Genomic DNA, 13,058 nt, shown 5'->3' on the forward strand with positions numbered 1-13,058 from the left:
GCTGGACGGTCAGTCGACCTTCGGCAGTGTCTCGAACTGGTGGTAGGGCGGCGGGGACGACAGCGTCCACTCCAGCGTGGTGGCGCCTTCCCCCCAGGGATTGTCGCCGGCGCGGCGGCCGCTTGCCAGCGACACGACCAGGTTGATCAGGAAGATCACGATGCCGACTGCCATGATCACATAGCCAATCGAGGCGATGTGGTTCCAGTACGCGAAAGCGTCCGGATAGTCCGGGATGCGGCGCGGCATGCCGTTGGCACCCAGGAAGTGCATCGGGAAGAACAGTACGTTCACGCCGACGAAGAACACCCAGAAGTGCAGCTTGCCGAGCAGCTCGTTGTACATCTTCCCCGACATCTTCGGGAACCAGTAGTAGAAGCCGGCGAACAGCGCGAACACTGCGCCCAGCGACAGAACATAGTGGAAGTGCGCCACGACATAGTAGGTGTCGTGCATGTAATCGTCGACACCGCCGTTGGCGAGGATGACGCCGGTCACGCCACCGACCGTGAACATGAAGATGAAGCCCAGCGCCCACAGCATCGGGGTCGGGAAGCGCAGCGAGCCGCCCCACATGGTCGCGATCCACGAGAAAATCTTGATGCCGGTCGGCACCGCGATGATCATCGTCGCGGCGGTGAAGTACATCTTGGTGTTTACGCTCAGGCCGGTCGTGAACATGTGGTGCGCCCACACGATGAAGCCGACGGCGCCGATCGCGACCATGGCATAGGCCATGCCGAGATAGCCGAACACCGGCTTGCGGCTGAAGGTCGCGACCACATGGCTGATCATGCCGAAGCCCGGCAGGATCATGATGTAGACCTCCGGATGGCCGAAGAACCAGAACAGGTGCTGGTAGAGCACCGGATCGCCGCCGCCGGCCGGATCGAAGAAGGTTGTGCCGAAGTTGCGGTCGGTCAGCAGCATGGTGATCGCCGCGGCCAGCACCGGCAGCGACAAGAGCAGCAGGAAGGCCGTGACCAGCACCGACCAGGCGAACAGCGGCATCTTGTGCAGCGTCATGCCCGGCGCGCGCATGTTGAAGATGGTGGTGATGAAGTTGATCGCGCCCAGGATCGAGCTGGCGCCCGACAGGTGCAGCGACAGGATCGCCATGTCGACCGAGGCCGAGGGCTCGCCATAGGTCGACAGCGGCGCATAGACCGTCCAGCCGGTACCGGCGCCGCCGAAGAAGGGCGAGGCGAGCAACAGGATGCCTGAGGGCACCAGCAGCCAGAAGGACACGTTGTTCATGCGCGGGAACGCCATGTCCGGTGCGCCGATCATGATCGGCACGAACCAGTTGCCGAACCCGCCGATCATCGCCGGCATCACCATGAAGAACACCATGATCAGGCCGTGGGCGGTGATCATCACGTTCCAGAGGTGGAGCGATTCATCGAGGCTCTGTTCCGAGCCGGCGAGCCAGGTCGCCCAGCTGCCCAGATGCTGGATGCCGGGCTCCGCCAGCTCCCAGCGCATCAGGCCGGAGATGGCGCCGCCGACCACGCCCATGAAGATCGCGAAGATCAGGTAGAGGGTGCCGATGTCCTTGTGGTTGGTGGACAGGAACCAGCGGGCGAAGAAACCAGGGCGATGGTCCGCATGAGGGTCGTGCGAATCATGCGAGTGCGCCTCGAACGCAGAGGGCTGCAGGGCGGTGTCGGTCATGGCTTACTGATCCACGTTGCCGGCGCCGGCCGGGTTGCCGGTTGCGCCCTGGGTGACGGGAGTGGCGGTTTCGGTCGCGTTGACGGTCGGACCGTCACCGCCCGTCGGCGGGGTCGCGGTGTCGTCGACATGGTCGGCCGAAGGCTGCGCCGGCGCGGCGGTGGAGGGTTGGGCAGCACCCGGCATGGTGCCGCCCTTGGCGCGGATCCAGGCGGCGAACTCGGCCGGGGAAACCGCGTCGATGGCGATCGGCATATAGGCGTGGCGCGCGCCGCACAGTTCGGAGCACTGGCCGAAATAGACGCCCGGCTCCTTGATGGTGAAGCTGGTCTCGTTCACCCGGCCGGGGATCGCATCGAGCTTCACCCAGAAGGACGGGATTGCCCAGCTGTGGATCACGTCGTTGGCGGTGGTGATCAGCCGGATCGGCACGCCGACCGGCAGCACGATGCGGTTGTCGGTGGCGAGCAGGCGCGGGCCGTCGGCATCGGTGCGATAGCGCTGGCCGGGTGCGACCTGGTCACGCTCCTTGAGCATGTTGGCGGTCACCGACACGCCGCCGTTGTCCGGATATTCGTAGGTCCAGAACCACTGATTGCCGATCGCCTTCAGCGTCACCGCGTTGTCGGGTGCAGGCTTGAACTGATGGGCGAGCAGCCGGATCGAGGGTACGGCGAACACGGCCAGGATCAGCACCGGCACCGCGGTCCACAGGATCTCGATGGTGGTGTTGTGCGAGGTGCGCGACGGATTGGGGTGGGCGGCCGCGCGATAGCGGATCACCACCCACACGAGCAGCGCGAGCACCAGCAGGACGATCAGCGTGACGACCGGCATCAGCAGGTTGTTGTGGAAGCGGGCCGCCTCCTCGCCGTTGGGCGTCACCTGGTTCTGGATGCCGAGCACGCGCGGGCTCGGCTGGCCCTTGTTCTCGGTCGGGCGAAGCTTCGGGCTGCCATCGGCGTTGAGCGTGGGATCGGCGACGGCTCCGGCCGGCTGGGCCGCACCGGCGGTGGCCGGAGGCGTGACGCTGCCGTCGGGCTGGGCTTCTGCGGAACCGGGAGGCGGCGCCCCCACTTGCGGTGCCGCTGCCTGCGTGCCTGTGCTCGCCGGCACCGCGGGCGTCGTCGCATGGCCGCCCGCTGCCAGCGCCAGACTGGCACCCAGCAAGGCCAGCTTCAGTCCGGAAAGCCCCATTCCAGCCATTCGCATCCCCATCCACCCGTTTTTGTCGCGCGGGCTTGCGCATCCGGAACCCCGAAAAAAGGCCCAGTTGAGGGGTATAGGCAGCGTTTTGCCGTGCCTCAAGCGCGTACCGCCTCTTTTTGCCGCGCCGATTGCCGCGCCGCACGGCTGCGCCTAGAGAGAGCCTCGACCATGACAGACGACGACATCCTGGCGGAATTCCGCGCGGCCGAGGCCCTGCTGGAAGGGCATTTCATTCTCTCCTCCGGGCGCCACAGCGCACGCTATCTCCAGTGCGCGCGGGTGCTGATGGATCCCAGGCGGGGTGCACGGCTGGCGGACGAACTCGTCGCGCGCTTGCCGAGCGACGTGCGCAGCGCGATCGACGCGGTGGTTTCGCCCGCCATGGGCGGCGTCATCGCGGGGCACGAGATGGGCCGGTCGCTCGGCCGCCCGGCGATGTTCCTGGAGCGGCCGACCGGCACGTTCGAACTGCGCCGCGGCTTCCGCCTCGATCCGGGCACGCGCGTGCTGATGATGGAGGACGTCGTCACCACCGGACTCTCGTCACGCGAAGCGATCGCGGCGATTCGCGCGGCGGGCGGCCAGGTCGTTGCGGCTGCGGCACTCGTGGACCGCTCCAACGGCCAGGCGGATCTGGGCGTGCCCTTCTATCCGCTGATCCGGCTGGAGGTCCCGAGCTACGAGGCGGACGCCCTGCCGCCGGAACTGGCGGCGATCCCTGCGATCAAGCCGGGGAGCAGGGCCGCGGCGTGACGGGGCCGATCCGCCTGGGCGTCAACATCGACCATGTCGCGACCGTCCGGAACGCGCGCGGCAGCGGCTATCCCGATCCCGTGCGCGCGGCGCTGCTGGCGGCAGAGGCCGGTGCCCAGGGCATCACCGCGCACCTGCGGGAGGATCGCCGGCACATTACCGACGCGGACATCGCGCGCCTCTCCGCCGAGCTGCCGGTGCCGCTGAACCTGGAGATGGCGGCGACCGAGGAGATGCTCGGCATTGCGCTGCGCCATCGTCCCCATGCCGCCTGCATCGTGCCCGAGAAGCGCGAGGAGCGCACCACCGAGGGCGGACTGGACGCCGCCGGTCAGTTCGATTCCCTGGCGCCCATGGTGGCGTCGCTGCGGGATGCGGGTATCCGCGTGTCGCTGTTCATCGAGCCCGAGGCGGCGCAGATCGACGCCGCGGTCCGGCTGGGGGCGCCGGTGGTCGAGCTCCACACCGGCCGCTATGCGGAGCTGGACGAGGCCGCCCGGGAAGTCGAGCTCAAGCGGCTTGCTGACGCCGCGGCGCTGGCCGCCAAGAACGGCATCGAGGTGCACGCCGGCCACGGCCTAACCTTCGACAATGTCGTGCCGATCGCCGCCATTCCCCAGGTCCGCGAGCTCAACATCGGACACTTCCTGGTCGGCGAGGCGATCTTCGACGGCCTTGCGCCCGTGGTCGCGCGGATGCGCGCGCTGATGGACGCGGCGCGGTGATCGTCGGGCTCGGCTCCGACCTCTGCAACATCGAGCGCATCCAGAATTCGCTCGACCGGTTCGGTGAGCGGTTCATCCAGCGCGTCTTCACCGACGTGGAGCAGGCCAAGGCCGCACGCCGGCCGTTCACCCGCGCCGGGACCTTCGCTAAGCGCTTCGCCGCCAAGGAGGCCTTTTCGAAGGCGGTCGGCACCGGCTTCAACCGCGGCGTGTTCATGCGCGACATCGGCGTGGTCAACGCGCCTTCGGGAGCGCCGACGCTGGCGCTTTCGGGCGGAGCCAAGGCGGCGCTCGATGCGTTGATCCCGCCGGGGCACGTCCCCAAGATTCACCTGACGCTCACCGACGACCATCCCTGGGCGCAGGCGTTCGTTATCATCGAGGCGCTGCCCGGCGCCCAGCAGGAAGTCCGATGACCGGAGAGGACCTGGCGCTGCCGTCCGAAACCCACCAGCCGTCCAAAACGACGCGTCGACCCACAGACTGGGGGGCGGAGATCCGCAACCTGCTGGTGCTGGTCCTGGCCGTGCTCGGCTTTCACAGCCTGGTGGCCAAGCCCTTCTACATCCCGTCGGAATCGATGATGCCGGGGCTGCTGGTCGGCGATCGCCTGGTGGTGACCAAGTACCCCTATGGCTATTCGTTCGTCACCCCCGCCTTCCACCTGCTGCCCTTTTTCCACGGCCGGCTGTTCGGCAGCCTGCCGGAACGTGGCGACGTCGTGATCGTGACGCCGCCGGGCACCAAGACCGACTATATCAAGCGCGTGATCGGCCTGCCGGGTGACCGGGTGCAGGTGTCAGGCGGCATGCTCTACCTCAACGGCAAGCCGGTCGAGCGGCATGCGGCTGGCGACCGGATGATCCCGGTCGACGCCAACACCCACTGCCCCGCGGGGCAGTATCCCGATGCGCAGGTGCGCAATGCAGCGGGCGAAGCATTCTGCCGCCTGCCGATCTATCGCGAGACGCTGCCCAACGGGCGATCCTATGACACGATTGACGCGGTACAGGGCTCGATCGGCGACAATTTCGGGCCGATCACGGTACCTGCCGACCACGTCTTCCTGATGGGGGACAATCGCGACAACAGCGCCGACAGCCGCTTCTCGCTGGCGGACCAGGGGCTGGGTGGTCCCGTGCCCTGGGAGAATATCGGCGGTCGCGCCGAATTCATCACCTTCTCGCTCGACGGAACGACGAGCCTGAATCCGCTGACCTGGTGGTCCTCGCTGCGTAGTGGCCGTGCGGGAACCTCGCTGCATCCGGAACGCGCCCAATGAGCAAGAACGAGGGGGTGGAGGTCGAGCGCGCGCCCGGCCCGAACGAGCTGCGCGATCCGCTGGTGCGGGCGGAGCTGCGCCGTGCCTCGGTCTGGTTCGGCCTGGCGATCGCCGCCGGCCTGGTGGTGCTGCTGATCCAGCCGCTGCTCATCATCTTCGGCGGGCTGGTGTTCGCCGCGATGCTGGACGGCGGGGTGCGGCTGCTCGGGCGCGTGCTGCCGATCGGGCGTGGGCTGCGGCTGATGATCGTGGTGCTGCTGGCCCTCGCCTTCATCCTCGGCACCTTCTACCTCACCGGCGTCCAGATCGCCGCCCAGGCCGAGCAGTTGCGCTCCACCCTGGAAGTCCAGGGCAACCGCCTGATCGCCTGGGCGAACGGCATGGGCCTGATGCCCGGGCGATCCGACCTGAGCGGGATCGTCCAGCAGGCGATGGGATCGGTGGGCCGGCTCACCTCCGCGGTAGGAACGGTGTTCGGCGCGTTCACCAGCCTGTTCATGATCATGGTCATCGGGCTGTTCGTGGCGATGGAGCCGCGCATCTACGACCGCGGCCTTCAGTGGATGGTGCCGGTCGGCAATCGCGCCGAGTTTGCCGTCACCATCAACCGCATGGCCACGACCATGCGCCGGCTGCTCGCAGGCCGGCTGGCCGGAATGCTGTTCGAAGGCGTGCTCACCTGGCTGCTGCTGTGGATCGCCGGCGTGCCCATGGCGCTGCTGCTGGGCATCATCACGGGCTTGCTCGCCTTCATCCCCAACATCGGCGCGTTCATCAGCGGCGTGCTGATGGTGGCGGTGGGCTTCAGCGCCGGCGTCGACACCGGGCTGTGGGCGATCGTCATCTATTTCGTGGTGCAGACCTTCGACGGCTATGTGCTGCTGCCGATCGTGGCCCGCCGCACGGTGGACCTGCCGCCGGCGCTGACGCTGTCCTCGCAGATCCTGGCATCGACGCTGTTCGGCATCCTGGGCCTCGCGCTCGCCGATCCGATGGTGGCGATGATCAAGGTCGCGCTGGAGCGGGAGTCGGAGCGTGCCGCCAAGGCAGGCATCCGGATGAACGAAGAAGACGAAGCGCAGGCACAGGCTTGAGGCGGAAGAGGGGAGGCGACGGATACGCCTCCCCATCCGGTCAGATCCGGGTCGGGTAGATCGGCTGGATGTCGACCGGGATCGCGGCCATGGTGCCGACGACCTTCTGCGCATCGGCATCGAGTTGCTGCCAGCGCGACAGCATCGCCTTGGCGCCCGCATAGTCGCCATTGCCCTGCACCACGATCATGTCGCGGAGCAGGTCGCGCAGCCCCGCTTCCATCTTGGCGTCGTCGATGCGGAAGCGGCCGGCATTTGCATCCCAGGCGAACGCGCCCTTGTCGCGCAGGTAGCCGTATTGCATCGCGGCCCCGCGGCCATGCGCCTCGGCCGTGCCGAAGCGCATCGCGCGGAACACGCCCGCCAGATAGGTCGAGAACAGCTGCGGCTTCTCCGCGACCGGCAGCTCGCCCTTGTTCATCATGAACAGGATGTTCCAGACCCCCATGACGTCGGCCTTGGCCTCTTCCAGCCCGGAGGCCTGTTCCTTCAGCTCCGCGTTCACGCTCGTCTTGCGGCCGTTCAGCGTGATGTTGCCCGGCCCCAGGCTGTGCGACAGTTCGTGGAACAGGGTTTCGAGCTGCATGTACTTCTTGGCCACCAGCCCCGCCTGGTCCGGCACCAGCACCAGCGGCGCCATGGGGGCCAGGATGCGGTCGTACTTGGCGCCCAGCACGTTGGAGAGGATGACCTTCTTCGCGCCCTTGGCTTCGCGCACGCGCTCGTCATTGGGCAGGTTGAAGGCGATGGTGCGGCCGCCATGCTCGTTGTCCCCGCCGCCGCGCACCTGTTCCGCCACTGCGATCGGTGATTCAAACCCGCGCGTGAAGTTCTTGTAGCGCGCGTCGACCGGCAGGTTCGCTTCCATGTCGCGCAGGTAGTGCTTGTACTTGTCGAGCGCGGCGGACTCCTCAGGGTCCTTGATCGTCACGAAGCTCTCGAACGCTGCCTTCGCGCCATAGAGGCGGTCGGTATAGACCTCGTACGGCCCGATCGCGACCTCGATCGGCGTATCCTTCAGGTCCATCCAGGCGAGCTCCGACTCGAAATAGTCGTCGGTCCGGAACGCCTTGGCACGCAGGGTGAGGAAGCGCTTGAGGCTGGCGTTCGTGGTGACGGCCGCCGCCTGCTCGAGCAGCTTGGCCGCCGGCTCCAGCCATTCGCGATACTCCACCGAATAGGGCACCGCCTTCAGCTTGGTGCCGTCACGGCGGACCACCGTGTAGAGGCTGGTGAGCGCCGCCTTCTCCGCCGGGTGCCGGGCGACATAGGCGTCGAACTCCTCGCGGGTCAGGTCCTCGGGGTAGAAGCCCGCACCCTCCGGCATCGGCTGGTCCCCCCAGAAGGGGCGCAGCTCGGCGAAATCGTCCCAAGGACCCAGGTTGGCGTCGAACCAGTCGAGGATCAGCGGCTGATCCGCGCGGCGCATGCGCGAAATCACGAGCCGTGTCTCCGGATTGTGGACCGAGCGCTGGCGCAGGTAGATCGGCGTCATCAGGTCGGATGCCTGGATCAGCAGGTTCACCACCTGGCGCTCCTCGGCCGAGAGGAAGCCGGTGTCGGGTGCAATGTCGACCCGCGCGATCTTGGCGCGCTGCGCCTCCACCGAATAGCCGTCGTCCTCGGTCGTGGACGGGATGGGTTTCAACGCGGTCGCGGACTGCGGGGAAACGCTCTGGGCCTGCGTGCAGGCGGTGGTGGCAAGCAGGGCAACGAGAAGCGGAAAACGCATAACAAACAACCTTGGTGGTGGAGTCCAGGAGATCAGGCGGCGAGGCTCTTGCTCACCTGCTCGAGCATGTCCTTGGACAGGCCGGGCGAGGCGAGGATTTGCTCCAGCGCGGCGCGCATCGCCTGCTGACGGGTGGGATCGAAGCGGCGCCAGCGGCCGAGCGGCGGCATCATCTTGGCCGCCGTCTGCGGGTTCAGCCGATCGAGCGCGATCAGCTGCTGCACGAAGAAGCGATAGCCGCGGCCGTCGGCTGCGTGGAAGGCGCGCTGGTTGACCCCGAACGCACCCACCAGCGCGCGCGCGCGGTTGGGGTTGGCCAGGGTAAAGTCGCGGTGGCCGGCGAGTTCCTCCACCCGCTCGGGCGTGTCGTCGCGGGTCGACAGCGCCTGGGTCGAGAACCACTTGTCGAGCACCAGCGGATTGTCGCGGTAGCGATTGTAGAAGATGTCGAGCGCTGCGACCCGCTGGTCCCCGGGGCCGTTCACCAGCGTCATCAGCGCGCCCTGGCGGTCCGTCATGTTGTCCGCCTGCTCGAACTGGGCGAAGGCGAGCTCGCCGATGTCGGGCGCGCCCGAGGCGGCGAGATAGCCGAGCGCGACCGTCTTCAGGCGGCGCTTTCCTTTGGCCTCGGGCGAATATTCGAACGCACCGCCGCGCGTATCCTCATAAGCCTGGCGCCAGTCGCGTTCGAGGGCGCGGCCGATGTCGCGGCGCAGGGCTTCCCGCGCGCGGAAGATTGCGTCCGGATCGACGATCGGGAGCTGGTCGCCGATGAAGTTGTCGGAAGGGAGCAGCACTGCCTCCGCGACAAAGGCGCGGTCGAGGTCCGGGTTGCGCAGCGTCTCGCGCACGGCATCCACCACCGCGCCATGGTCGCCGCGCCCGCTCGCCACCGACGCGACGAGCGTGTCGAGCATCAGCTGCTGCATCGCCTCGTAGCGCGCGAAGGGATCGTCGTCGTGGCCTGAGAGGAAGCCCAGGTCCGCAGGCGTCCGGTTCGTGTCCACGATCACCGGTGCGGAAAAGCCGCGGTTGATCGACAGCACCGGCCGCTCGGTGACCGCCTCGAAGCGCAGCGTCGCCTCCGCGTCCGACAGCAACACCAGCTGCTCGTCGCCGAGCGGCCGGCCGGTGTTGCCGCCGAACAGCCGCAGCTTGAGCGGCAGCACCATCGGCAGCTTGTGCGGCTGGCCGGGCGTGGGCGGAACCGCCTGGCCGAGGTGCAGCGTCGCGGTGCCGCCGCCCGGCTCGTGCTCCAGCGTGGCGGTGACCCGCGGCGTCCCGGCCTGCGAATACCAGCGGCGGAATTGGGCGAGGTCGACCCCGTTCGCCTCCTCCATGGAGGCGACGAAGTCCTCGCAGGTGGCGGCGGTGCCGTCGAAGCGCTCGAAATAGAGGTCGGTGCCGGCGCGGAAGCGCTGCGGGCCCAGGATGGTGTGGAGCATCCGCACCACTTCCGCGCCCTTGTTGTAGATGGTGGCGGTGTAGAAGTTGGAGATTTCCAGATAGCTGTCCGGGCGGATCGGATGCGCGAGCGGACCCGCGTCCTCCGGGAACTGGGCCGCGCGCAGGGAGCGTACGTCCTCGATCCGCTTGACCGCGGCCGAGCCCTGGTCGGCGGAGAAGCCCTGGTCGCGGAAGACGGTGAAGCCCTCTTTCAGCGACAGCTGGAACCAGTCGCGGCAGGTGACGCGGTTGCCCGACCAGTTGTGGAAATACTCGTGCGCCACGACGGCAGCGATCGCGTCATAGTCGTGGTCGGTCGCGGTGTCCGGATCGGCCAGGATGTAGCGCGAGTTGAAGATGTTGAGGCCCTTGTTCTCCATCGCGCCGAAGTTGAAGTCGTCGACGGCGACGATGTTGAACACGTCCAGGTCGTATTCGCGGCCATAGACGCGTTCGTCCCAGGCCATCGACGTCTTGAGCGCGTCGAGCGCGTGATCGGTCTTGGCGAGGTCCTTCTCCCGCACCCAGATGGCGAGCTGCACCTCGCGTCCGCTTGCCGTGACGAAGGTGGCGCGGTTGGCAACCAGGTCGCCCGCCACCAGCGCGAAGAGGTAGGAGGGCTTGGGGAAGGGGTCGTGCCACTCCGCCCAGTGGCGTCCGTCTTCCAGGTCGCCGTGCGCGATCGGATCGCCGTTGGCGAGCAGCACCGGGAAGCGCGCCTTGTCGGCAGTCATGCGCACCGAATAGCGCGCGAGCACGTCGGGCCGGTCGGGGAAGAAGGTGATGCGGCGGAAGCCCTCCGCCTCGCACTGGGTGCACAGGTTCCCGCCCGAGGCATAGAGCCCCATCAGCTGGGTGTTGCGTTCCGGCGCGATCGCGACCTCCGTCTCCACGACATGGGCCTTGCCGTCGAGGTCGACCACCAGCGCGTCGCCGTCCATGCGCCAGCGGTCGTTGCTGCCGGCCACCCCGTCGATCCCCACCGACAGCGGCTGGAGCCCGTCGCCGTCGAGGCGGAGCGGCCGGTCGTGGTCGCCGTTGCGCGTCACGTGCAGCTTCGCGCGCACCACCGTGCGTGCCGGATCGAGGTCGAAGTCTAGCGCGATCTCCGACACCTGCCAGTCCGGCGCGCGATAGTCGCTGCGCAGGATCGGCGCGGGAGGCTGGTCGGGGGAACGGAGTGCGTCGGCCATCGGAAAACCCTTGCGGAGGCGGTCGGGGCCTGAGTGCGCGCGTGATTGCGTCGCACCGCGGCCCGCTGCATAGCCGACCCATATGCCCTCGACGTCAAGGATTCCAATGCTCCGTACCGTCCTGCCGCTCGTCGCTCTCGTCGCCACCGCTCCGATCGCATCCCCGGTCCTGGCCCAGAAGGCCAAGCCTGCACCGGCCGCACAGCCCGCCGCCGATGTTGCCCAGCGCAATGCCGCGGCGAACGCGCCGCTGCCATCCGATCAGGCGGCGATGAAGGCGCATGTGCTGTTCCTCGCCTCCGACGCGATGCGCGGGCGCGAGGCGGGTTCGCCGGAATATGACATCGCCGCCAACTATGTGGCGTCGCAATTCTATGCGGCCGGGCTGCGGCCGGCGGGCGACCAGGGCAGCTATCTCCAGAAGGTGCCGCTGCTGAGCTACAAGCCGGCCGACAAGGGTGGCGTCGCGATCGGCGGCGAGCCGCTGGTGTTCGGGGAGGACTATATCCCCGCCGGCAACCCTGCGACGCCGCAGCTGGCGGTGGACGCGCCGGTGGTGTTCGTCGGCTATGGCCTGGTCGCGCCGAGCATCGGCCGCGACGATTATTCGGGCGTGGACGTGAAGGGCAAGATCGTGGCGATCGTGCCGGGAACGCCCGACGGCCTGAACGGAGAGGAGCGCGCCCACTTCGGCAGCCCTGCCACCAAGGCCGCGATCGCCATGTCGAAGGGCGCGGTGGGCATCGTCACGCTGGAGACGCCGGAGGCGGCCAAGCAGCGACCCTTCGCCAAGCTGGCCGAGAGCTGGAACCAGCCGCGCGTCACCTGGGTGAACCGCAACGGCATCGCCAACGTCCCCGCACCCTCCACGCCGACGCTGGGCATGCTCAGCCAGGCCGCGACCACCAAGCTCTTCGCGGGCGCCTCAACCAGCTGGGAACAGGTGGCGGCCGCGCTCAAGGGCCCGGAGCGGTTCGAGGCGATCCCGCTGCACAAGAACCTGTCGGTGCGGATGACCACCACCAGCACGTCCTTCACCAGCTACAATGTCGCTGGGCTGTTGGTGGGAAGCGATCCCGCAGTGGGGAGCGAGGTGGTCGTGCTGAGCGCGCACCTGGATCACGTCGGTGTCGGCACCGCGGTGAAGGGCGACAGCATCTATAACGGGGCGATGGACAATGCGGTCGGCGTCGCCTCGCTGATCGAGGAGGCGAAACGGTTCCAGGCCTCCGGGCAGCCGCCGCGGCGCAGCGTCCTGTTCCTGGCCGTCACCGCCGAGGAGAAGGGGCTGGTCGGCTCCGACTATTTCGCGAACAATCCCACGATCGCGAAGTCGGCACTGGTCGCCAACGTCAACCTCGACATGCCGATCATCACCTACAAGTTCACCGACGTGATCGCCTTCGGCGCAGACCGTTCGACGCTGGGGCCGATCGTGCGCCGCGCGGCCGCGATGGCGGGTGCGAGCTTCTCGCCCGATCCCATGCCGGAGCAGGGCCTGTTCGTGCGCTCCGATCACTACCGCTTCGTGCAGCAGGGCATCCCCTCGGTCTTCCTGTGGCCGGGTGAGGCCGGCGCGGGCAAGGCTGCGGTCGAGAAGTTCTTTGCCGAGCATTACCACCAGCCCTCCGACGAGGTGGTGCAGGACCCGGCGATCGACTGGGAATCCGGCGTCCGCTTCATCAAGGTGAACTATCAGATCGCCCGCGACATCGCCGATGCGCCCGAACGGCCGGTCTGGAACCGGGGCGACTTCTTTGGGACCCTCTACGGCGGCATCGGGGCGGTCGAGCCCGTCGAAACGCCCAAGGAAGAAGCGCCGAAGGGGCGCGCTAACCTGCGACAATCGGTTACAAAGTAGCGATTGCCAGCCCGCGGAGGCGACGGCTAACAAGGCCTCGTCCTTGCCCAGCGCCTCGGCGGGCGGCCAGCGATGCCCAGAGCGCCAGC

Annotated in this window: 10 protein-coding genes; 6 read left to right on the plus strand and 4 right to left on the minus strand. The window is 67.8% G+C overall.

The window, feature by feature from the left end:
- Positions 1–9: 9 nt before the first annotated feature.
- Both ctaD and coxB read right to left on the minus strand, forming a co-directional pair.
- Positions 10–1,674: a cytochrome c oxidase subunit I gene (gene ctaD, locus ABDZ92_RS11780; protein ID WP_125959326.1), complete on the minus strand. Its 1,665-nt coding sequence runs from the start codon at positions 1,672–1,674 to the stop codon at positions 10–12.
- A gap of 3 nt (positions 1,675–1,677) precedes the next feature.
- On the minus strand, positions 1,678–2,871 hold the full coding sequence (coxB, locus tag ABDZ92_RS11785; protein WP_125959495.1) for a cytochrome c oxidase subunit II: 1,194 nt from the start codon (positions 2,869–2,871) through the stop codon (positions 1,678–1,680).
- A gap of 180 nt (positions 2,872–3,051) precedes the next feature.
- Here coxB and pyrE point away from each other — a divergent pair, with 180 nt between their 5' ends.
- Genes pyrE through ABDZ92_RS11810 form a run of 5 tightly spaced genes read left to right on the plus strand, consistent with a single transcriptional unit; the run spans position 3,052 to position 6,737 of the window.
- Complete coding sequence (gene pyrE, locus ABDZ92_RS11790) at positions 3,052–3,636, plus strand: orotate phosphoribosyltransferase (protein ID WP_125959325.1); 585 nt, start codon at positions 3,052–3,054, stop codon at positions 3,634–3,636.
- Positions 3,633–4,361, plus strand: coding sequence for a pyridoxine 5'-phosphate synthase (locus ABDZ92_RS11795; protein WP_125959324.1), 729 nt, complete (start codon positions 3,633–3,635; stop codon positions 4,359–4,361). Before pyrE ends, ABDZ92_RS11795 begins: the two co-directional genes overlap by 4 nt.
- Positions 4,358–4,777, plus strand: coding sequence for a holo-ACP synthase (gene acpS / locus ABDZ92_RS11800; protein ID WP_125959323.1), 420 nt, complete (start codon positions 4,358–4,360; stop codon positions 4,775–4,777). The genes ABDZ92_RS11795 and acpS overlap by 4 nt, the downstream gene beginning before the upstream one ends.
- A complete protein-coding gene (gene lepB, locus ABDZ92_RS11805) occupies positions 4,774–5,643 on the plus strand; it encodes a signal peptidase I (RefSeq protein ID WP_125959322.1) in 870 nt (289 codons plus the stop codon). The genes acpS and lepB overlap by 4 nt, the downstream gene beginning before the upstream one ends.
- Positions 5,640–6,737 (plus strand): AI-2E family transporter, encoded by a 1,098-nt coding sequence (locus ABDZ92_RS11810; RefSeq protein WP_125959321.1) that lies wholly within the window; start codon positions 5,640–5,642, stop codon positions 6,735–6,737. Before lepB ends, ABDZ92_RS11810 begins: the two co-directional genes overlap by 4 nt.
- Before the next feature lie 40 nt (positions 6,738–6,777).
- On the opposite strand, the gene ABDZ92_RS11815 is transcribed toward ABDZ92_RS11810, so the two are convergent.
- Both ABDZ92_RS11815 and pepN read right to left on the minus strand, forming a co-directional pair.
- Complete coding sequence (locus ABDZ92_RS11815; protein WP_125959320.1) at positions 6,778–8,469, minus strand: dipeptidyl-peptidase 3 family protein; 1,692 nt, start codon at positions 8,467–8,469, stop codon at positions 6,778–6,780.
- Between the two features lie 32 nt (positions 8,470–8,501).
- Positions 8,502–11,108: an aminopeptidase N gene (pepN, locus tag ABDZ92_RS11820; RefSeq protein WP_125959319.1), complete on the minus strand. Its 2,607-nt coding sequence runs from the start codon at positions 11,106–11,108 to the stop codon at positions 8,502–8,504.
- Between the two features lie 106 nt (positions 11,109–11,214).
- On the opposite strand from pepN, the gene ABDZ92_RS11825 reads away from it, so the two are divergent.
- Positions 11,215–12,969: a M28 family metallopeptidase gene (locus ABDZ92_RS11825; RefSeq protein ID WP_125959318.1), complete on the plus strand. Its 1,755-nt coding sequence runs from the start codon at positions 11,215–11,217 to the stop codon at positions 12,967–12,969.
- The last annotated feature ends 89 nt before the right edge of the window (positions 12,970–13,058 follow it).

The organism is Sphingomonas molluscorum (assembly GCF_039522995.1).
Taxonomy (GTDB): Bacteria; Pseudomonadota; Alphaproteobacteria; order Sphingomonadales; family Sphingomonadaceae; genus Sphingomonas; species Sphingomonas molluscorum.

Bases quoted from the DNA above. Each gene is read 5' to 3' on its own strand.
- ctaD (WP_125959326.1), bottom strand. From the start codon at position 1,674: ATGACCGACACCGCCCTGCAGCCCTCTGCGTTCGAGGCGCACTCGCAT.
- coxB (WP_125959495.1), bottom strand. From the start codon at position 2,871: ATGGGGCTTTCCGGACTGAAGCTGGCCTTGCTGGGTGCCAGTCTGGCG.
- pyrE (WP_125959325.1), top strand. From the start codon at position 3,052: ATGACAGACGACGACATCCTGGCGGAATTCCGCGCGGCCGAGGCCCTG.
- lepB (WP_125959322.1), top strand. From the start codon at position 4,774: ATGACCGGAGAGGACCTGGCGCTGCCGTCCGAAACCCACCAGCCGTCC.
- ABDZ92_RS11810 (WP_125959321.1), top strand. From the start codon at position 5,640: ATGAGCAAGAACGAGGGGGTGGAGGTCGAGCGCGCGCCCGGCCCGAAC.
- ABDZ92_RS11815 (WP_125959320.1), bottom strand. From the start codon at position 8,469: ATGCGTTTTCCGCTTCTCGTTGCCCTGCTTGCCACCACCGCCTGCACG.
- pepN (WP_125959319.1), bottom strand. From the start codon at position 11,108: ATGGCCGACGCACTCCGTTCCCCCGACCAGCCTCCCGCGCCGATCCTG.
- ABDZ92_RS11825 (WP_125959318.1), top strand. From the start codon at position 11,215: ATGCTCCGTACCGTCCTGCCGCTCGTCGCTCTCGTCGCCACCGCTCCG.